The following is a 19065-nucleotide window of genomic DNA, read 5'->3' as shown; positions in this document are numbered from 1 at the left end:
GGACCAAGGCAGCTTGCCCAAGCTCAGCGTCGATCAACTGGACCTCGCGGGGAAACGCGTCTTCCTCAGGGTGGACCTCAACGTCCCGCTCGAGGACGGCCGCGTCGCAGAGGACACGCGCATCCGCGCCGTCGTGCCCACGATCGAGCACTGCCTCAAGGCGGGAGCGTCGGTCATCCTCGCCTCGCATCTGGGGCGCCCGAAGGGCAAGGTCGACCCGCGCTACTCGCTCGCGCCGGTGGCCGCGCGACTCGATGAACTGCTCGGCCGACGGGTGCCCCTCCTGCCCGACTGCGCCGGGCCCGAGGTCGAGGCGGCCGCGGCCGCCCTCAAGCCGGGCGATACCGTCTTGCTCGAGAACCTGCGCTTTCACCCGGGCGAGGAGGCCAACGACCCCGAGTTCGCGCGCCGGCTTGCCGCGCTTGCCGACGTCTACGTCGACGACGCCTTTGCGGCGGCGCACCGAGCGCACGCCTCGACCGAGGGGATCACGCTCTTCCTCCAGCCCGCCGCGGCCGGGCTGCTCATGGCGCGCGAGCTCGCGGCGCTGGGGCGGATCTTCGAGCGGCCCGAGCGGCCCGTGGCCGCTGTGCTGGGCGGGGCGAAGGTCTCCGACAAGCTCGCCCTGGTCGAGCACCTGCTGACCCGAGTGGATGCCCTCCTGATCGGCGGCGGCATGGCCTTCACCTTTCTCGCGGCGCTGGGTCACGGCGTCGGCCGCTCGCTTCTCGAGGCCGACCGGCTCGAAGAGGCGCGCGGCATCCTGGCGCGCGCCAGGAGCCTCGGCGTGCGGGTGGGGCTGCCGGTGGACCTGGTCGTGGCGCCGTCCTCCGACAACGCGGACGGCGTCCGGACCGTGGGCGTGCGCGAGATCCCTGACGAGCTGATGGGCCTCGACATCGGCCCGCTGACCGTGGCCCAGTTCGGCGCCGCGCTCCAGGGCGCCAAGACCGTCGTCTGGAACGGGCCGATGGGCGTCTTCGAGAAGCCGGCCTTCGCGGCGGGCACTCTCGGTGTCGCGCGCGCGGTGTCAGGGTGCGGCGCCTTTTCCGTCATCGGCGGCGGCGACACCATCGCGGCGGTGCGGGAGGCGGGCGTCATCGACCGCATCGGCTACATCTCGACGGCCGGCGGCGCCTTCCTCGAGTTCCTCGAGGGGCGCGTGCTGCCCGGAGTGGCCGCCCTCGGCGAGGCGCCCTGATGCGGACACCCCTCGTCGTCGGCAACTGGAAGATGCACGGCGGGCTCGCCGAGGCGCGGGAGCTGGCCTCGGGAGTGCGCGACGGGCTCAAGCGCCCGCGCGGCGTGGAAGTGGCGCTCTGTCCGCCGTTCACGGCGCTGCCCGCGGTGGCGGAGGTGCTGGCGGGCTCGCCCATCGGCTGGGGCGCCCAGAACTGCCATTGGGAGGACAAGGGCGCCTTCACCGGCGAGATCGCGCCCGGCATGCTCGCCGAGCTGGGCTGCCGCTTCGTCATCCTCGGGCACTCGGAGCGCCGGCACCTCTTCCGCGAGACCGACGACGACATCGCCCGCAAAGTCGCGGCGGCGCTTCGCCACGGGCTCCAGCCGCTGCTCTGCGTCGGCGAGACCGCGGAGGAGCGGCGCCAGGGGCTGACCTTCACCGTGGTCGAGGGGCAGCTGCGCGCCGGGTGGGCCGGCCTCGGGGCCGACGAGATCGCGCGCACCGTCCTGGCCTACGAGCCCGTGTGGGCCATCGGCACCGGTGTCAACGCCACGCCCGCCCAGGCCGCGGAGGTCCACGGCTATCTGCGCGGGCTCGTTTCCGAGCTCGCCTCGAAAGAGACCGCCCAATCCCTGCGAATCCTCTACGGCGGCAGCGTCAAGCCCGACAACGCGGCGGCGCTCTGCCAGGAGCCGGACATCGACGGCGCCCTCGTGGGCGGCGCCTCGCTCCAGGCGCAAGGCTTCATCACCATCGCGAAGAAGTCCGCCTCGAGGGGCGGATCATCGAAGGAGTGACCCGCGCATGTTCACCTTGCTCGTCATCATCCACGTCATCGTGAGCCTCATCATCATCGGCCTGGTACTGCTCCAGGCGGGCAAGGGCGCCGACATCGGCTCGGCCTTCGGGGGCAGCGGGAGTCAGGCGGTGTTCGGCTCGATGAGTACGCCGACCGTCCTCGGCAAGATCACGACGGTGGTCGCCGTGGCCTTCATGGTGACGTCGTTCTCGCTGGCCGTGCTGGCCCACAACCGCTCGACGACGATCATGCCGGCTTCCGCGCCGGCAGTGCCCGCGCCCGCGCCGGAGAAGAAGTAGCATGCGCCCCGCGCGCGGAGCCACCCTGCTGGCGCTGGCCGCGCTCTTCGCCTTCGGCGGCAGCTGCGGGCGCGAGGCCGAGATCGCGGCCGACGAGACTCCGGCGGCGAACGAGAAACCCGCCCATGGCGAGACCCTGGTCCAGGCCTCGATCGGGGACATCACCGGGCTCATCCCGAATATCACGACGGATGGCGCCTCGCACGCGATTGGCGCGCTTATCTACGACGGGCTCGTGCAGACCGACAAGGACCTGAACTGGGTGTCGTCGATGGCCGAGTCCTGGCAGTTCAGCAAGGACTGCCTGACCCTGACCTTCAAGCTGCGGAAGAACGTGAAGTGGCACGACGGCAAGCCCTTCACGGCCGACGACGTGCTCTTCACCTACAAGGCCATCATGAATCCCAAGACGCCGACGGCCTACCGGAATGACTTCGAGCCCGTCAACGAAGTCACGGCGCCGGACGCCTACACCGTGCGGGTCACGTACAAGGAGCCCTTCGCCAAGGCGCTCGGAAGCTGGAGCACATACATCCTGCCCAAGCACGTGCTGGAGAAGTACGTCGAGGAGGGCAAGCTGCGGGAGGCGCCCCAGAACACGACGCAGCCCGTCGGCACCGGACCCTACCGCTTCCAGGAGTGGAAAAGCGGGGAGAAGGTGGTGCTGGTGGCCAACAAGGACTACTACGTCCAGGGGCGGCCGTATCTCGGGCGGATCGTCTACCGCATCATCCCGAGCCAGGCGACGATCTTCCTCGAGCTCAAGGCCAAGGGCGTGGACATGGCCGATCTCACGGCCGTCCAGTACGCTCGCCAGACCGACTACCCCGCCTTCAAGAAGGACTACCAGAAGTTCCAGTACCCGGGCAACGCCTACACGTACCTCGGCTTCAACCTCAAGGACAAGCGCTTCGCCGACAAGCGGGTGAGGCAGGCCTTCGCCCACGCCATCAACAAGCAGGAGCTGATCGACGGCGTGGTCATGGGGCTCGCGCGCGACGCGACGGGGCCGCTCCGACCCGGGAGCTGGGCCTACACCGACAAGGTCAAGCGCTACCCGTATGACCCGGCCAAGGCCAAGCAGCTCCTCGCCGCCGCGGGGTGGACGGACAAGAACGGCGACGGCATCCTGCGGAACAAGGACGGCCAGCCCTTCACCTTCACGATCCGGACCAACCAGGGCAACGACGAGCGGAAGAAGATCGCCGAGATCATCCAGGAGCGGCTCAAGGAGATCGGCGTCCAGACGGACATCCAGACGATCGAGTGGGCCGCCTTCCTCAAGGAGTACATCAAGCAGAGGCGCTTCGAGGCCATCGTCCTCGGCTGGAGCACGGGCACCGACCCCGACCAGTACCCGGTGTGGCATTCCTCACAGGCCGGCCCGGACCAGTTGAACCACATCTCCTACGCCAATGCCGAGGTGGACGCGCTCCTCGAGAAGGGCCGCATCTCCTGCCAGCAGAAAGAGCGCGTCGCCACCTATCACCGCATCCAGGAGATCCTGGCCGAGGAGCAGCCGCTGATCTTCCTGTACTTCAAGGACGTGCTGCCGGCGGTGTCCTCGCGTGTGCGGGGCGTCAAGCCGGAGCCGGCAGGGATCGGCTACAACTTCATCGACTGGTTCGTGCCGAAGGCCCTGCAGCGGTATACATCCGGCTAGATGGCGCTCTTCGCCCTGCGCCGGCTGGTGCTGGCGGTCCCGCTGCTGATCGGGATCACCTTCATCTCCTTCCTGGTCATCCAGCTGGCTCCGGGCGGGCCCTTCGACTACCTGCTGCCGATCGACGGCGTTGCCGACCCGACACTCGTCAAGCGGCTCAACGCGGAGTACGGCCTCGACCAGCCCCTGTACGTCCAGTACTGGCGGTGGCTGACCCGCATCGCGCGCCTCGACTTCGGCCGGTCTTTCCAGCCCGACGCCAGACCCGTCCTGATCAAGATCGGCGAGCGGCTGCCGATCACGCTCTTCATCAACTTGGTGCAGATGCTCATCATCGTCTCGCTGGCGATCCCCATCGGCGTCGGCTCGGCGACGCGCCAGTACTCGCTCTTCGACAAGGCCACCACGGTCTTCGTCTTCATCGGGTTCGCCACGCCCGACTTCTGGCTGGCCCTCCTGCTGATGATTCTCTTCGGGGTGCAGCTCGACTGGCTGCCCATTTCCGGGCTGCGCTCGCTCAACTACGAGTACCTGAGCTTCTGGCAGAAGCAGTGGGACCTGCTGAGCCACCTGGTCCTGCCGGTCTTCGTGGTGGTCTTCGGCGGCCTGGCGGGGCTCTCGCGCTACATGAGGCAGAGCATGCTCGAGGTCGTCCGCCAGGACTACGTGCAGACGGCGCGGGCCAAGGGCCTGCCCGAGCCCGTCGTCATCGGCAAGCACGCGCTGCGCAACGCGCTTCTGCCTGTCGTGACCATCCTCGGGCTTTCCCTGCCCGGCCTCATCGGCGGCGCCGTCATCATCGAGACCATCTTCGCAATCCCGGGCATGGGCCAGCTCATGGTCCAGTCGGTCTTCTCACGCGACTACCCGGTCATCATGGGCAACCTCGTCATCGTCGCGACGCTGACGCTCCTGGCCAACCTCTTCGCCGACATCGCCTACGGGCTCGTGGACCCGCGCATCCGCTTCGCGGGGCGGCGGAGGCGGCGCTAGGATGCTCCCGGCGGCCCGTGCGCGGCGAGGGGAGATCCGCCAGTTCTGGCGCACATTCTCCCGCAACCAGCTGGCCTGCTGCGGCGCAGCCGTGGTCGGCATCCTGGTCGTGATCGCGGTGCTGGCGCCGGCGCTGGCGCCGTGGGACCCGACCAAGACCGACATGAAGAGGATCCTCGAGGGGCCGTCCATGAAGCACTGGCTCGGCACCGACCAGATCGGGCGCGACGTGCTCTCGCGCCTGCTCTACGGCTCCCGCATTTCGCTGGCGGTCGGCTTCGTCTCGGTGGGGATCGCGGTGCTGATCGGCATCCTGCTGGGCGCCACGGCCGGCTACAACGGCGGCATCGTGGATGCGTTCATCATGAGGCTGGTCGACCTCATGCTGGTTTTCCCGCGCTTCTTCCTGTTGCTGGCCGTGCTGGCCTTTCTCAAGCCCTCGATCTGGACCATCATGGTGGTGATCGGCCTGACCGGCTGGATGGGCGTCACCCGCCTCGTGCGCGCCGAGTTCCTGGCGCTCCGCGAACGGGAGTTCGTCATCTGGTCGGAGTCCATCGGGGCCGGCGCGCTGCGCGTGATCTTCAAGCACATCCTGCCCAACGCGCTGGCGCCCGTGCTGGTCGCGATGACGCTGGGCATCCCGGCCGCCATCCTGACCGAATCCGGGCTGTCCTTCCTGGGCCTGGGCGTCCAGCCGCCCTACGCGACCTGGGGCAACATTCTCAACGACGGCAAGGACCTGATCACGTACGCCTGGTGGCTGACGCTCTACCCGGGGCTCGCGATCCTCGTGACCGTGCTCTCCTACAACCTGATGGGCGAGGGGATCCGCGACGCCCTCGACCCGCGGCTGCGCCAGTCGGCGGTGGGACGCGTGCTCCGGCTCGGGCGCTGATTGACAAGCCGCTCGCGGCCACGGCATACTTTGCCTTCGCCGGGCCGAAGTGGCGGAATTGGCAGACGCGCACGTTTGAGGGGCGTGTGGGGCAACCCGTGGGGGTTCGAGTCCCCCCTTCGGCACCAAGAAATGGCGGGTCAGGCGATCTTCACGGGGAGCCGGGGAGGCAGAAGCCCATGGCTCGCCTGAGCCGCCGCATCGGTGTCCTCGAGCTGCTGCCCACTTCCACTCCCGGCGGCGGACCGAAGCACGTCTATGACCTCGTCCGCGAGCTTCCCAAGAGCGAGTTTGACGTGGTGGTCGGCGCGCCGCGCGACGGGATTTTCTTTGAGCGCTTCCAGGCGCTCGGGCTCCGGGTCGTGGAGTTCCCTCGGCGCCGCCTGGGCCTCGGCCACCTGCTGCTGGCCATCCGCCTGATCCGTCAGTTCGACATTGCGGTGGTCCACACCCACGGCAAAGGGCCAGGCGTCTACGGTCGGCTGGCCGCCTGGTGGACCGAGGCGTCGTCGGTTCATACCTTCCATGGCATTCACTACGCCAACTATTCCCCCATAGGCCAGTGGCTCTATCTGGCGCTCGAGCGTCAGCTTTCGCGCCTCAGTCGCACGATCATCAACGTGTCCGCCTCCCAAAGCGTCGAGGGGCTCGGCCTCCGGCTTTTCAAGGCCGAGCAGAACGCGGTGGTCGTCAACGGCATCGCTCCGGAGGAGATAAGCCAGGCGATGTCCGAATCTCCTGTCCGCCGCGACAGCCTGGCGCTGACCGCTGACGATGTGGTGCTCGGATGCATCAGTCGCTTCGACCCGATCAAGCGGCTCGAGGTGCTTCTGGCGGCGGTCCAGCGGCTGGTCGGACGGCTCCCGCGCGTCACCCTCCTCCTGGTAGGGGCCGGCACGGAAGAGGATCGGATCCGGCGGCTGACGTTCGAGATGGGCTTGCAGGCCCGCGTGATCTTCACCGGTTTCCTGGAGAATCCGGTCCGGGTTTACCCGGCACTCGATCTCTACGTCACCGCATCGCAAAAGGAAGGCCTGCCCCTGTCCCTCGTCGAAGCGATGTGCGCCGGACTCGCCGTCGTTGCGACCGATGTGCCCGGCCACCGCGACGTCGTGATCCATGGCGAGACCGGGCTTCTGGTCCCTCCCAACGACAGCGCCGCGCTGGCCGACGCGATCGCGGAGCTCATCACCGACCCTGTTCGGCGCAGGGCGATGGGCGAGGCGGGACGGCGGCGCGCCCTCGGGAATTTCGGAATCCGGCTCATGGTGGACGCAACCGCGGCGATCTTCCGGCGGGCCCGAGCGTCCCAAGCGAGTCACCGGGACGGCGATGACGGCTGACGCGAGGCTGGCGATCAACGCGTCCATCGTCGGAGGCAACCCGACCGGGCTCGGCATCTACTCCATCAAGCTCGTTCGCGCGCTGGACGAGATCCGCAGCGACTTCTTCGTCTACGCGTCTTCCGGCGGCGCATTCGGAGCCCTTCGAGCCCGGATCGGGCGAGTGCCCCGGGCCACACGCCCGGACTATGGAGCTCGGGGACACGTCGTCCGCCTCCTGTGGCTTCAGGGCGCGCTCCGGCTGTGGCTGTCGAAGACCGGCGCGAAAGGGCTCTTGAACACCGTACCGGAAGGGGTCCTGCGCTCGCCGGTTCCCCAGGTCACGGTGGTTCACGATCTTTTGCCTCTGAGGTTCCCGCCTGAATACCCGCGCCAGCAGTACTACTTTCGCATTCTCGTTCCGCGGATCCTCAAGGATTCGAGGCTGGTGGTTGCGGACTCCGAGCACACGCGCAGTGATATTCTCGAGCACTATGGCGTTCCCGCCGGGAAGGTCAAGGTCATCTATCCGGGATACGACGCCGGCACTTTTTTCTGCAGCGAGCCCAACTCGTCGCCGCGACCGCCCGAGGATCCGTACATCCTGTACGTCGGCAATCTGCTGCCGCACAAGAACCTCCCGCGCCTTCTCGATGCCTTCGCGCTGCTTCGCCGGCGTCGTCCGTGCAGGTTGATCATCCGCGGGGAAGGCCGCCCAGCCTATGCGCGCCTCCTGCGGGAGCGGCTCGAGAGCCTGGGACTTCGCGACGCCGTCACCTTCGCGGGCTACGCGGGCGAGGACGGTCTTCGCCAGCTCTACTCGGACGCCGTGTGCCTCGTGCTCCCTTCGCTCGGCGAGGGGTTCGGTCTCCCCGTACTCGAGGCGATGGCCTGTGGGACGCCGGTCATCACGGCCAGCGCGTCCTCGCTGCCGGAGGTCGCGGGAGACGCCGCGCTCATGGTTGACCCGTATGATGCTCTCGGCTTGGCGGACGCCATGTACCGTACGCTGACCGATAGCGGCCTTCGCGAGGATCTCCGCGAGCGGGGCCTGCGGCGGGTCTCGGCCTTCACCTGGAGGCGGACGGCGCTCGAGGTTTCACGGGAGCTCGACGGGGCCGCCGGCCAGAACGAAACGCACTCTCTGGCCTCATCTCCTCACGACCGTGCGTGAGCGCGTCTGCCTGCTGGCGCTCTGTGGCTTGGCCTGGCTGGCGGGCCCCGCCGGCGCCGAGCCCCTGTACGAATGGGAGTGGACGGTTCCGCCAGGCACCCTGCTTTCGAATCAGGCGCCGACGATCGCCGCGCTCCCGGACGGCACCCTTCTCGTATGCTGGGCGGCGGGGAGCACTGAGAAGGCCAGGGATGTGCAGATCTATTGCAGCCGCTCCGGGCCCGGCTCCCGCAGCTGGGAGCGACCACGGCCGGTCGTGCAGCGCGGGGAGCGCGCGCGGGGCTCGTGGCTCAGAAACCTGACCCTGGGTAATCCCGTTCTGTTCCTCGATCACCAGCGCTACCTCTGGCTCTTCTACGCCGCCGTGGACGCCCCGTTCGGCTGGAGCGGCTCGCACGTGGACTACAAGGTCTCCAATGACCTGGGAAAAACCTGGGGCTCCAGCCGGCGACTGGTGGCGGGCTGGGGCAACATGCCGAGAAACAGCGCGCTGGCGCTGGGCTCCGACGGCCGGGTCTTGCTCCCCGTGTACCACGAGCTGTACGGCACGCACGGCTACGTCCTCGAGCTGAAGATCAACCGTGGCGTCGTCGAAGCGGTCGAGTCGCGGAGCATTCCGGGCGGTGATCACCTCCAGCCCGCGCTCGCGTGGGCCGGGCCCCGGCGGGTCGTCGCCTACTTGAGGACGGCCATCTGGAGCGTGCCCCACGTGCTCAGGTCCGAATACGACCAGTCGCGCGGCCGATGGAGCACCCCCGAAGCGCTGCTGCTCCCAAACCCGAAATCGGCCGTCGACGCGGTGAACACGGCGGACGGGGGAATCCTCCTCGCGTACAACGATTCGCCGAAAGAGCGTACCCCCCTCAGCCTGGCGTACTCGCGGGACAGCCGGCGCTTCACCAAGATTTGGGACTTCGAGATCGCGCCGGACCTGCGCTTCTCCTACCCGGCGCTGATCCGGGCGGCGGACGGCATGTACCACTTGGTGTACCGGGCTCAGGAGAGCTGGGCGCCCGCGGCGATCAAGCACGTCATGTTCAATCAGGAGTGGCTGACGCTCAGGCTTCGCTCCGCGGGAATCCCCCCCGCGGGAATTCCCAAAGGCAACTGATGACACGCCGGGTCGCCGTGATGCTCGCCGGGGTCGTGTGGCTGACGCTTCCGCTGATCGCGTCGAGCGGCGCGGCCGACTCCACGGCGCTGAGCCTGCCCGCGGACATCCCGGCGGCCGAGCGCAGCCGACTCACGGGCGTCGCTGTCGACGCGTCCATCGCGACGCGGGTCGATGGGGAACCGTTCCTGGCCCGCCGCGACATCTTTGAGTATCTTCTGAATCACCTCGCCTTCACGACCCATGTGACCCAGGCGCTCCGGATCACGCGCCTGCGCATCTGGCCGACGGCGGAGGGGCTCTTCTTTGACGAAGGGTGGGGGACGACGGGGCGGCTCTGGGTGGTCTACGCGACGGACGGGACGCGCGTCATCTATACGCGTGGCCAGCATAACATGGCGCTGCTGCCGGCGATCCATGGCGAGGTGCTTCTGATCATCGACTACCAGTACGTCCCGGGAGCTCCAGGCCGGGTTCTGGTCAAGAGCGTTGTGGCCAGCTTCGTCAAGCTCGACAGCCGGATCTTGAGCGGCGTGCTCAAGCTCGGGAGCGCCATCGCCCAGAAGACGGCCGATCGAGAAGCCCGGGGTATCGTGAAGCTCTTTGCCAAGGTGAGCCGGGCCATCGAGGAAGATCCCGCGCGTGTCTACGCGAAGCTTCGTGACCGGCCCGATGTTCCGCACGCGGAGCTGGAAGAGTTCCGGGCGCTGCTCGCGATCCGCTAAACGCGCTGGCAGCTCAGCTCGCCACCCGCCGCACCACCCGGCGCAGGACGAAGAACCCGATCCAGAGCGACACGACGAGCACGGCCGCGGAACCCGTCAACTGCGAGTCTGCCCACCACCAATACTCGGGACCCCGTACCACCACGACCTCCTTGATCTGATCCGCCGAGACCCCGTCGGGCGCAAATCCTCCCGCGGTCGCCGGACTGGCGATGGACACCTCCGAGGCAAGCAACGTGCGGACCAGCTTGGGATCGGCCCACACGTACGCCTTGGGCACCTGCAGGGGGACCGTCGCCTGTCGGCCATCGACTGACGTGACCCGGACGGTCGTGTGAGGCACGAGCGTCGCGATGTCGAACGCGACCGCGAGCGCGACGGGGAGGACGGACAGGGCGACCGCGAGACGAAGCATCGCGAACCATTATGACATCCGGCGCCCTCTCTCTTCCTCGATATAGTCGAGGACGACCAGGCCGAGGACGTCGCGTACGTCAACGGAGAGCGGGCGAAGCGGGGCAACGAGAAGGCGGCCGCGATCGGAGAGCGAGCCCTGGTCGTCGGGAGCATCGCGGCCATCACGGGCTTTCTGGTCGCGGAGATGTCGGAGCACAACTTCGGCGATTCCGAGGTGGTGATGCTCGCCTGGGTCATCGTAGCGCTCCCGTATGTCGTCTCCCGCGGAGGGCCTTTTGCGCTTGTGAAAGGTGTGCCATAATGACCGGAGTCAAACGGGAAAAAGGACAAACTTCCATGGGACTTCCGCTTCCCCTCCTCGAGCCGCTCGGGCCGCCGGCAGCAAAGAAGCCGGCGGGGCTCCCAAAGCCGGCCTGGCTGAAAGTCCGCGCGCCCGGCGGGCCGAACTACATACGGCTCAAGGGGCTCATGCGCGAGTGGAACCTCCACTCGGTCTGCGAGGAGGCGCACTGCCCGAACATCGGCGAGTGCTGGGAGGATTCGACCGCGACGTTCATGATCCTGGGGGATGTCTGCACGCGGAACTGCGGCTACTGCGCGGTCGCGCACGGCAAGCCCGTCTGGGAAGATCGCGAGGAGCCGGAGCGCGTGGGGCGCGCCGTGGGCGAGCTCGGCCTCGAGCACGTTGTGATCACGTCGGTGAACCGCGACGACCTGGCCGACGGCGGGGCGGGGGCCTTCGCGGCGACGGTGCGGGCGCTCAGGCGTTTTGCGCCCGGCTGCCGCGTCGAGCTGCTGATCCCCGACTTCCAGGGCAAGTCCGACGCGCTCCAGGTCGTGATCGACGCGGCGCCGGACATCCTCAACCACAATACCGAGACCGTGCCGCGCCTCTACAAGCTCGCGCGCCACGGCGGCCGCTATGAGCGCACGCTGGAGCTCTTCCGCCGGGCGCGACGCGCGGCGCCGCGCCTGCTGACCAAGTCCGGCATCATCCTGGGTCTGGGCGAAGCGCGCGACGAGCTGCTCGAGACGATGCGCGACCTGCGCCGGGCGGACGTCAACATCCTGACCCTCGGCCAGTATCTGCGGCCGTCGGCGCAGCACCTGCCGGTCGCGCGCTACTACACGCCCGAGGAGTTCGTGGAGCTCGGTGAAGCCGGACGCGCGATCGGCTTCGCCCACGTCGAGTCGGGGCCGCTGGTCCGCTCCTCCTATCACGCCAAGCTCCAGCTCGCCGGCGTCGTCGCCACACGATCATGAGCCAGCGCGGGACGATTTCGAACCGGTGGGGGGGGCCGGGGGAGGAGCGGCGGTCGCTCCCCCCCGGAACATAATGGAGTACGTTTCTATCCTGATGGTCTTTTCGGCTTCGGCGGCGGTCGCGGGCGCGCTGCTCGGCATCCCGCTGATGATCGCGCCCCGGCGCTACTCGGCGGCCAAGATGGAGACCTTCGAGTGCGGCAAGGATCCGATCGCGCTGCCCGAGGGACGCTTCGCCATCAAGTTCTCCACCGTCGCCATCTTCTTCATCATCTTCGACATCGAACTGTTGTTCGTCTGGCCGTGGGCGACGGTGTTCAGGAGCCTCGGCTGGTTCGGCTTCTCGGTGATGCTCGTCTTCCTGGGCATCCTGATGCTCGGCTTCCTCTACATCTGGCAGAAGCGGGGGCTCGAATGGGAGTAGGGACCTTCTTCACCTCCAAGCTCGACGAGGCGATCGGCTGGGCGCGCAAGTTCTCCATCTTCCAGTACCCGTTCGTGACGGCGTGCTGCGGCATGGAGTACATGGCCACCGCCTGCTCGCATTATGATGTCGACCGGTTCGGCGCGGGACTGCCGCGCTTCTCACCGCGCCAGGCCGACGTGCTCTTCGTTGTGGGCACCATCAGCCACAAGATGGCGCCCGTGCTCAAGCGCATCTACGACCAGATGTGCGAGCCCAAGTGGGTGGTCGCCTTCGGCGTCTGCACCTGCACGGGCGGCTTCTACAACAACTACGCGACGGTCCAGGGGATAGACACCATCATCCCCGTGGACGTCTACATCCCGGGCTGTCCTCCCCGTCCCGAAAGCGTCATCGACGGCCTGATGAAGCTGCAGGACAAGATCGCCGCGGGCGCGCAGCGCTACTAGGCCCCGATCATGGACGGATCCACCATTCTCGCGCGACTGCGCGCGCGCTTGGGCGCGCGGGTGCTCGAGACCCACGAGCACCACGGCGATCACACGGCCGTCGTTGCCCGCGAGGGCATCGTCGACGCGCTCTCGTACTGCCGGGACAACGCCGAGCTCCGCTTCGACATGCTGATGGATCTCACCGCCGTCGACTACCTCAAGTTTCCCGGCCGCGAGGATGGGCCGCGCTTCGACGTCGTGTACCACCTGTACTCCGTCGCGCACAACCATCGGGTAAGGTTGAAGGTGCAAGTCGAGCAGGACGCGGCGTCCGTGCCCACCGCCACGGGGCTCTGGCCCATCGCCAACTGGTTCGAGCGCGAGGTGTGGGACATGTTCGGCATCCGGTTCGAGGGGCACCCCGACCTCAGGCGCCTGCTGATGTACGAGGAGTTCGTGGGCCACCCGCTCCGCAAGGACTATCCCATCGAGCGCCGCCAGCCGCTCATAGGGCCCAACGTCTAGCTATGCCTGAGCGTACCGCGCGCGAGCTGTTCCTCGGAGAGGGCCCTGGCACGGGCAGCGGCAGCCAGAACCTCTACGTCAACATGGGTCCTGCGCACCCGGCCATGCACGGCATCATCCGGATCTTCGCCGAGCTCGACGGCGAGGTCGTGGTCAAGGGCGATGTCGAGATCGGCTACCTACACCGCGCGTTCGAGAAGGAATGCGAGATCGGCCCGTACAACAACGCCATCCCCTTCACGGACCGCCTCAACTACGTCTCGCCGCTGATCAACAACTTCGCCTACGCCTCGGCCGTCGAGAAGCTCCTCGACATCGAGATCACCGAGCGCTGCAAGTACATCCGCGTGGTCATGAGCGAGATCTCGCGGGTCTGCGACCACCTGACGTGCGTGGGCGCCTCCGCCATGGAACTGGGCGCCTTCACGGTCTTCCTGTACATGATCAAGGCGCGCGAGTTCCTCTGGGAGCTGGTCGAGGACGTCACCGGCGCGCGGCTGACCATCTCCTACGGCCGGGTCGGCGGCGTCAAGGCCGACCTGCCCGATGGATTCGGCATCAAGGTGCGGAAGGCCTTCGCCGAAGTGCGGCAGGTGCTCTCGGAAGTCCACACGCTCATCACCGGCAACCGGATCTTCATGGACCGCATGGTCGGCGTGGGGGCGCTCTCCGCCGGGGAGAGCATCGCCTGGGGCATCACGGGGCCACTGCTCCGTGCGGCCGGCGTGCCCTTCGATCTCCGCCGCGTCCAGCCCTACTGGGCGTACGACCGGGTCGAGTTCGAGGTGCCGCTCGGCAAGAACGGCGACAACTTCGACCGCTACCTCGTCCGCATGGCCGAGATGGGGCAGTCCATGCGCATGGTCGAGCAGGCGCTCGAGCGCATGCCGGGCGGCGCCATCAACGTGGACTTCGAGGGCCGCGAGATTCCCGTGGACGCGTACGTGGACCTGGGCAAGCAGGGCAAGACCGAAGGGCTCCTGCTGCTGCCCATCACGCTCTCGCCCAACCTCCAGGGACAGGGGCGTGCCGCGCAGGAGCGGGTGAACGTCGCCGACAAGACGGTCGTCATGCCGCCGAAGGAGACCGCCTACGGCTCCATCGAGGGGCTGATGAACCACTTCATGCTCGTGATGGACGGCTACGGTATCAGGCCGCCCGCGGGCGAGGCTTACTTCGCGGCCGAGGGCGCCAACGGCGAGCTCGGCTTCTACGTCGTCTCCGATGGCAGCGACCGGCCGTACCGCGTGCGCTGCCGCCCGCCGTGCCTGCCGCCCGTGGCCGCGCTGCCGCGCATGATCGAGGGGCAGATGGTCGCCGACATCATCCCCACCTTCGGGTCGGTGAACATGATCGGAGGCGAGCTTGACCGCTGACGCGCGGAGGCCGCAGTTCACTCCCGAGCAGTTGGCCGAGGTCAGGCGGCTCCAGGGGCTCTACCCGGACAAGCAGGGCGCGCTCCTGCCCGTGCTGCATCTGGCACAAGAGGCGTATGGCTACGTGTCGCTCGAGGTGGAGGAATACGTCGCGGGGCTGTTCGAGATGAGCCCGGCCCACGTCCACGAGGTGGTCACCTTCTACACGCTCTTCTTCCAGAAGCCCAAGGGGCGGCACGTCGTCTCCGTCTGCCACAACCTCTCCTGCCACCTCATGAACGCCAAGGGCATCATCGGGCACCTCGAAGAGCGGCTTGGAGTCTCTCCCGGAGAGACCACGCCGGACGGCCGGATCACCTTCCTCACCGTCGAGTGCCTCTGCGCCTGCGAGCAGGCGCCGATGATGCAGGTGGACGACCGGTACGAAGGCAACCTGACGCCGGAGAAAGTCGACCGCATCCTGGACGGGCTCCCCTGATGAGCGAGAACAAGACGAGCGAGAAGATCTTCACCCGCAACTTCCACCTGGCGGACTCGCACACGCTGCGGCTCTACCGGGAGACGGGCGGCTACACGGCGCTGCCCAAGGCGCTCCGGATGGAGCCGGCGGCCATCACGGAGGAGGTCAAGAAGGCCAACCTGCGGGGACTCGGCGGCGCGGCCTTTCCGACGGGCGTCAAGTGGGGCTTCATCCCGAAAGGCTCGACTGAGCCCAAGTACCTCGTGGTGAACGCCGACGAGGGCGAGCCGGGCACATTCAAAGACCGCTACCTCATGGAGCGGGACCCGCACGCCCTCATCGAGGGAATGGTCATCGCGGCGCGCGCCATCGGCTCGCACACGGGCTTCGTCTACATCCGCGGCGAGTACGTGAAGCCGTGGCGGGTCCTGGACGGCGCGGTCAAGGAAGCCTACGCGGCGGGGCTCCTCGGCCAGAACATCCAGGGCTCCGGCTTCGACTTCGACATCGTGCTCCACCGCGGCGCCGGCGCGTACATCTGCGGCGAGGAGACGGGGCTCCTGTCTTCCCTCGAGGGGAAGAAAGGGTGGCCCAAGATCAAGCCGCCGTTCCCCGCGATCAAGGGAGCGTTCGGCCACCCCACCATCGTCAACAACGTCGAGACCATCATGGCCGTGCCGCACATCATCAACCGAGGTGCTGCGTGGTTCGCGGGCCTGGGCACCAAGAGCCAGGGCGGTACCCGGCTCTATTCCGTGTCCGGGCACGTCGTGGTGCCTGGCGTCGTCGAGGCGCCGGTGTCGGTCACGCTGCGGCAGCTGATCTACGATCGTTGTGGCGGTATCCGTGGAGGCAAGAAACTCAAGGCCGTGGTGCCGGGCGGCTCGTCGGCCGCCATCCTGACGCCCGACGAGATCGACATCCAGATGGACGTGGAGGGGCCCAAGAGCAAGGGCTCCATGATCGGCTCCGCCGGCATCATCGTGATGGACGAGACCGTGTCCATTCCTGAGGCGCTCATGGTCGTCGCGCGCTTCTACGCGCACGAGAGTTGTGGCCAGTGCACGCCGTGCCGGGAGTCCACGGGCTGGATCTACAAGATGTCCCGGCGCATCATCGAGGGCAAGGGGCGCAAGGAGGACCTGGACACGATCCTGGACGTCGCGAAGCGCGGCGCCGGGACGACCATCTGCGCCTTTTACGACGGCGCCGTCGGGCCGTACATCAGCTACATCGAGAAGTTTCGCTCGGAGTTCGAGGACCTGATCATGCGCTCTGCCCATGCCTAAGCTCACGATCAACGGGAAAGAGGTCGAGGTCCCGGAAGGGACCAACCTCATCGAGGCCGCGAAGGCCGCCGGCGCCGACGTGCCGCACTACTGCTACCACCCGGCGCTCTCGATCGCCGGCCAATGCCGGCTCTGCATGGTGGACATCGACAAGGTGCCGCGCCCGCAGATCGCGTGCAACATCCAGGCGGCCGAGGGCATGGTGGTCCACACCGAGACCGAGCAGGTCAAGGAGACCCGGCGCTCGATGATGGAGTTCCACCTGATCAACCACCCGCTGGACTGCGCCGTGTGCGACCAGGCGGGCGAGTGCTTCCTCCAGATCTACTACATGAAGCACGGCCTGTACGACCCGCGGATGACGGACGAGAAGGTCCACAAGCCGAAGGCAGTGCCGCTCGGCCCCCACGTCATCCTCGACGCCGAGCGCTGCATCCTCTGCTCGCGCTGCGTCCGCTACTGCGACGAGGTGACGCACACCGGCGAGCTCGGCATCTTCCACCGGGGCGACCACTCGGAGATCGGCCTCTTCCCGGGCAAGACGCTCGAGAACAAGTACTCGGGCAACGTCATCGACATCTGCCCGGTCGGCGCGCTGACGGACCGGGACTTCCGGTTCCAGGTGCGCGTCTGGTACCTCGACACGGCCAAGAGCGTCTGCAACGGCTGCGCCCGCGGCTGCAACATCGAGGTCCACACCAACAAGCACCGGACCCACCACAACGAGGGCCGGCGCGTGGCGCGGCTCAAGCCCCGCTTCAACGCGGACGTCAATAAGTGGTGGATCTGCGACGCCGGCCGATACGGGTTCAAGTGGATCGACGACAAAAGCCGGCTCGCCCAGCCGCTCCATAGAGTCGGCGCGCAGGCCACGGAAGTGTCGTGGGACCGCGCCCTGCCCGAGCTCGTCACGACGTTGCAGCGCACGCGGCCCGAGGAGATCGGCTTCCTCGCCTCGCCCCAGATGTCGAATGAAGACCTCTGGGTCCTGCGGCGGCTCGCCGAGCAGCTGGGAGTGAGGAACGTCGACTTTCGGGTGCCGCCGCGCGCGCCGGGCGACGAGGACAGCTTCCTGATCCGCGCCGACAAGAACCCCAACAGCCGTGGCGCGGAGTTGCTCGGCATTGGGCCTGGGCAGGGGGCCCTGGACGCCGCCGGGATGCTGCGCGCCGCCCGCGAGAAGCGGCTCAAGCTCCTCTGGGTCTTCCACCACGACCTCTGGGCCGCGGCCTGGCCGGAGGCCGAGGTGCTGGAAGCTCTCGAGGGCGCGGAGACCGTGGTCTTCCAGGGCACGAACGCGAACGACGCTTCCGCCAGGGCACACCTCGTGCTGCCGAGCGCCGCCTACGTGGAGCGCGAGGGCACCTTCACGAACTTCGAGGGGCGCGTCCAGCGCTTCCGCACCGCGCTCACGCCCCCGGGAGAGGCCTGGCCCGACTGGATGATCCTGTCCTTCGTCGGGAAGGCCCTGGGCTTCCAGGACTCTGTCTTCGCCGCCGAGCGCTCCGAGCAGGTCTTCAACGCGTTGGCAAAGACCGTGCCGGCCTTCGCCGGCATGACCTATCGCGGCATCGGCGACGCGGGCGCGACGGTGAAGGCATGAGCGGCACGGCTCTCGATCTCCTGCTGATCGCCCTGCCCGTCGCGTTCACGATGTTCGTGGTGCTCAACTTCGGCGGCCTCTTGACCTGGGTCGAGCGCAAGCAGTCGGCCATCATGCAGGACCGGATCGGCGCCAACCGCGCGAGCATCTTCGGCATCCGCATCTTTGGCCTGCTCCACCCGCTGGCCGACGCGATCAAGATGCTGACCAAGGAAGATTTCATGCCGGCACGCGCCGACCGGCTGATGTTCACGCTGGCGCCGTTCGTGTCGGTCTTCTTCGCGCTGGCGGCCTTCGCCTCGATCCCCTTCGGCGACACGCTCTGGATCGCCGGGCGCGAGATCCAGCTTCAGGCGGTGACGCTGAACGTCGGCGTCCTCTACGTGCTGGCGATGCTCTCCCTCGGCGTCTACGGGCTCATGATGGCCGGGTGGTCCTCGGCCAACAACTACGCGCTCCTGGGCGGCCAGCGGGCCGCCGCGCTCATGATCTCGGCGGAAATCGCCATCGGCGCCTCGATCATGGGCGTGGTCATGGTCTACGGCTCGCTCAATATGCAGGATATCGCCCGCGGCCAGGGACTGCCCCTCCTGCCGCAGTACTTCGGCCCGTGGATTCCCGCCTGGGGCATCCTGACCCAGCCGCTGGCCTTCGTCCTCTTCCTCACGGCCGGCATCGCGGCGACCAAGCGCATCCCCTTCGACATGCCCGAGGGCGAGTCGGAGATCATCGGCTACTTCGTGGAGTACAGCGGCATGAAGTTCGGCATGTTCGCCATGGCGGACTTCCTCGAGACCGTCGTGATCGCGGGCATGACGACCGGGCTCTTCCTGGGCGGCTGGCAGGTTCCGTACCTCGCCTCTTCGGGCTTCTCGTTCCCGTGGGGGCTCGAGGTGCCGCTGGCCCACCTCCTGGTGACCGCGCTCCAGGTCGGCGCGTTCCTCACCAAGGTCGTCGTCCTGATCTGGTTTCTCATGCTGATCCGCTGGACGCTGCCCCGCTTCCGCTACGACCAGGCGATGCGGCTGGGCTGGCTGGGTCTCTTCCCGCTGTCCATCCTTAATATCGTGCTGACGGGGCTGGTGCTCCTGCTCCTGGGAAAGGCCTGAG

The 19065-nt window shown here is 67.7% G+C and carries 20 protein-coding genes and 1 tRNA gene; 20 read left to right on the top strand and 1 reads right to left on the bottom strand.

What is annotated here, in order from left to right; genetic code table 11:
- Window positions 1–13 precede the first annotated feature (13 nt).
- The 11 genes from VGV06_13430 (at window position 14) to VGV06_13380 (ending at window position 10167) form a co-directional block, all read left to right on the top strand.
- Window positions 14–1201, top strand: a complete 1188-nt coding sequence (locus tag VGV06_13430; protein ID HEV2056154.1) for a phosphoglycerate kinase — start codon at window positions 14–16, stop codon at window positions 1199–1201.
- Window positions 1201–1980 (top strand): triose-phosphate isomerase, encoded by a 780-nt coding sequence (gene tpiA / locus VGV06_13425; protein ID HEV2056153.1) that lies wholly within the window; start codon window positions 1201–1203, stop codon window positions 1978–1980. The genes VGV06_13430 and tpiA overlap by 1 nt, the downstream gene beginning before the upstream one ends.
- 7 nt (window positions 1981–1987) lie before the next feature.
- Window positions 1988–2281 (top strand): preprotein translocase subunit SecG, encoded by a 294-nt coding sequence (secG, locus tag VGV06_13420; GenBank protein ID HEV2056152.1) that lies wholly within the window; start codon window positions 1988–1990, stop codon window positions 2279–2281.
- 1 nt (window position 2282) lies between these two features.
- Window positions 2283–3944: a peptide-binding protein gene (locus VGV06_13415; GenBank protein ID HEV2056151.1), complete on the top strand. Its 1662-nt coding sequence runs from the start codon at window positions 2283–2285 to the stop codon at window positions 3942–3944.
- A complete protein-coding gene (locus tag VGV06_13410) occupies window positions 3945–4937 on the top strand; it encodes an ABC transporter permease (GenBank protein HEV2056150.1) in 993 nt (330 codons plus the stop codon). It abuts the gene before it with no gap.
- 1 nt (window position 4938) lies between these two features.
- Entirely contained in the window at window positions 4939–5835 is an 897-nt protein-coding gene (locus tag VGV06_13405) for an ABC transporter permease (protein HEV2056149.1), read from the top strand.
- A 43-nt stretch (window positions 5836–5878) separates the two neighbouring features.
- Window positions 5879–5963, top strand: a tRNA-Leu gene (locus tag VGV06_13400).
- Window positions 5964–6014: 51 nt separating this feature from the next.
- Entirely contained in the window at window positions 6015–7178 is a 1164-nt protein-coding gene (locus VGV06_13395) for a glycosyltransferase (protein HEV2056148.1), read from the top strand.
- Window positions 7168–8331 carry a glycosyltransferase family 1 protein gene (locus VGV06_13390; GenBank protein HEV2056147.1) on the top strand — a complete coding sequence of 388 codons (1164 nt, stop codon included), beginning with the start codon at window positions 7168–7170 and terminating at the stop codon, window positions 8329–8331. Before VGV06_13395 ends, VGV06_13390 begins: the two co-directional genes overlap by 11 nt.
- Window positions 8324–9442: a sialidase family protein gene (locus VGV06_13385; GenBank protein HEV2056146.1), complete on the top strand. Its 1119-nt coding sequence runs from the start codon at window positions 8324–8326 to the stop codon at window positions 9440–9442. Before VGV06_13390 ends, VGV06_13385 begins: the two co-directional genes overlap by 8 nt.
- Window positions 9442–10167 (top strand): hypothetical protein, encoded by a 726-nt coding sequence (locus tag VGV06_13380; protein ID HEV2056145.1) that lies wholly within the window; start codon window positions 9442–9444, stop codon window positions 10165–10167. Before VGV06_13385 ends, VGV06_13380 begins: the two co-directional genes overlap by 1 nt.
- Window positions 10168–10180: 13 nt before the next feature.
- Here the strand turns inward: VGV06_13380 and VGV06_13375 are convergent, their stop codons facing one another.
- Complete coding sequence (locus VGV06_13375) at window positions 10181–10582, bottom strand: hypothetical protein (protein HEV2056144.1); 402 nt, start codon at window positions 10580–10582, stop codon at window positions 10181–10183.
- A 338-nt stretch (window positions 10583–10920) separates the two neighbouring features.
- On the opposite strand from VGV06_13375, the gene lipA reads away from it, so the two are divergent.
- The 9 genes from lipA (at window position 10921) to VGV06_13330 (ending at window position 19064) form a co-directional block, all read left to right on the top strand.
- Window positions 10921–11847 (top strand): lipoyl synthase, encoded by a 927-nt coding sequence (gene lipA / locus VGV06_13370; GenBank protein HEV2056143.1) that lies wholly within the window; start codon window positions 10921–10923, stop codon window positions 11845–11847.
- Window positions 11848–11941: 94 nt separating this feature from the next.
- On the top strand, window positions 11942–12271 hold the full coding sequence (locus VGV06_13365) for an NADH-quinone oxidoreductase subunit A (protein HEV2056142.1): 330 nt from the start codon (window positions 11942–11944) through the stop codon (window positions 12269–12271).
- Window positions 12262–12720 carry an NADH-quinone oxidoreductase subunit B gene (locus tag VGV06_13360; GenBank protein ID HEV2056141.1) on the top strand — a complete coding sequence of 153 codons (459 nt, stop codon included), beginning with the start codon at window positions 12262–12264 and terminating at the stop codon, window positions 12718–12720. Before VGV06_13365 ends, VGV06_13360 begins: the two co-directional genes overlap by 10 nt.
- Window positions 12721–12729: 9 nt before the next feature.
- A complete protein-coding gene (locus tag VGV06_13355) occupies window positions 12730–13227 on the top strand; it encodes an NADH-quinone oxidoreductase subunit C (GenBank protein ID HEV2056140.1) in 498 nt (165 codons plus the stop codon).
- A gap of 2 nt (window positions 13228–13229) precedes the next feature.
- Window positions 13230–14603 carry an NADH-quinone oxidoreductase subunit D gene (locus VGV06_13350; GenBank protein ID HEV2056139.1) on the top strand — a complete coding sequence of 458 codons (1374 nt, stop codon included), beginning with the start codon at window positions 13230–13232 and terminating at the stop codon, window positions 14601–14603.
- Window positions 14593–15081 carry an NAD(P)H-dependent oxidoreductase subunit E gene (locus tag VGV06_13345; GenBank protein ID HEV2056138.1) on the top strand — a complete coding sequence of 163 codons (489 nt, stop codon included), beginning with the start codon at window positions 14593–14595 and terminating at the stop codon, window positions 15079–15081. The genes VGV06_13350 and VGV06_13345 overlap by 11 nt, the downstream gene beginning before the upstream one ends.
- Window positions 15081–16352, top strand: a complete 1272-nt coding sequence (nuoF, locus tag VGV06_13340) for an NADH-quinone oxidoreductase subunit NuoF (protein HEV2056137.1) — start codon at window positions 15081–15083, stop codon at window positions 16350–16352. The genes VGV06_13345 and nuoF overlap by 1 nt, the downstream gene beginning before the upstream one ends.
- A complete protein-coding gene (locus VGV06_13335) occupies window positions 16345–17955 on the top strand; it encodes a molybdopterin-dependent oxidoreductase (GenBank protein ID HEV2056136.1) in 1611 nt (536 codons plus the stop codon). Before nuoF ends, VGV06_13335 begins: the two co-directional genes overlap by 8 nt.
- Window positions 17952–19064: a complex I subunit 1 family protein gene (locus tag VGV06_13330; protein HEV2056135.1), complete on the top strand. Its 1113-nt coding sequence runs from the start codon at window positions 17952–17954 to the stop codon at window positions 19062–19064. Before VGV06_13335 ends, VGV06_13330 begins: the two co-directional genes overlap by 4 nt.
- Window position 19065: the final 1 nt, after the last annotated feature.

Source organism: Candidatus Methylomirabilota bacterium (assembly GCA_035936835.1).
Classification (GTDB): Bacteria; Methylomirabilota; Methylomirabilia; order Rokubacteriales; family CSP1-6; genus AR37.
Note: the sequence above shows the minus strand (reverse complement) of the source record. Positions and strands in the feature narration are given on the sequence as shown.

Excerpts from the sequence above, each read along its gene's own strand:
- VGV06_13405 (HEV2056149.1), top strand. The coding sequence starts at position 4,939 with ATGCTCCCGGCGGCCCGTGCGCGGCGAGGGGAGATCCGCCAGTTCTGG.
- VGV06_13395 (HEV2056148.1), top strand. The coding sequence starts at position 6,015 with ATGGCTCGCCTGAGCCGCCGCATCGGTGTCCTCGAGCTGCTGCCCACT.
- nuoF (HEV2056137.1), top strand. The coding sequence starts at position 15,081 with ATGAGCGAGAACAAGACGAGCGAGAAGATCTTCACCCGCAACTTCCAC.
- secG (HEV2056152.1), top strand. The coding sequence starts at position 1,988 with ATGTTCACCTTGCTCGTCATCATCCACGTCATCGTGAGCCTCATCATC.
- VGV06_13410 (HEV2056150.1), top strand. The coding sequence starts at position 3,945 with ATGGCGCTCTTCGCCCTGCGCCGGCTGGTGCTGGCGGTCCCGCTGCTG.
- VGV06_13365 (HEV2056142.1), top strand. The coding sequence starts at position 11,942 with ATGGTCTTTTCGGCTTCGGCGGCGGTCGCGGGCGCGCTGCTCGGCATC.
- tpiA (HEV2056153.1), top strand. The coding sequence starts at position 1,201 with ATGCGGACACCCCTCGTCGTCGGCAACTGGAAGATGCACGGCGGGCTC.
- VGV06_13355 (HEV2056140.1), top strand. The coding sequence starts at position 12,730 with ATGGACGGATCCACCATTCTCGCGCGACTGCGCGCGCGCTTGGGCGCG.
- VGV06_13375 (HEV2056144.1), bottom strand. The coding sequence starts at position 10,582 with ATGCTTCGTCTCGCGGTCGCCCTGTCCGTCCTCCCCGTCGCGCTCGCG.
- VGV06_13380 (HEV2056145.1), top strand. The coding sequence starts at position 9,442 with ATGACACGCCGGGTCGCCGTGATGCTCGCCGGGGTCGTGTGGCTGACG.
- lipA (HEV2056143.1), top strand. The coding sequence starts at position 10,921 with ATGGGACTTCCGCTTCCCCTCCTCGAGCCGCTCGGGCCGCCGGCAGCA.
- VGV06_13350 (HEV2056139.1), top strand. The coding sequence starts at position 13,230 with ATGCCTGAGCGTACCGCGCGCGAGCTGTTCCTCGGAGAGGGCCCTGGC.
- VGV06_13415 (HEV2056151.1), top strand. The coding sequence starts at position 2,283 with ATGCGCCCCGCGCGCGGAGCCACCCTGCTGGCGCTGGCCGCGCTCTTC.
- VGV06_13360 (HEV2056141.1), top strand. The coding sequence starts at position 12,262 with ATGGGAGTAGGGACCTTCTTCACCTCCAAGCTCGACGAGGCGATCGGC.
- VGV06_13330 (HEV2056135.1), top strand. The coding sequence starts at position 17,952 with ATGAGCGGCACGGCTCTCGATCTCCTGCTGATCGCCCTGCCCGTCGCG.
- VGV06_13335 (HEV2056136.1), top strand. The coding sequence starts at position 16,345 with ATGCCTAAGCTCACGATCAACGGGAAAGAGGTCGAGGTCCCGGAAGGG.
- VGV06_13390 (HEV2056147.1), top strand. The coding sequence starts at position 7,168 with ATGACGGCTGACGCGAGGCTGGCGATCAACGCGTCCATCGTCGGAGGC.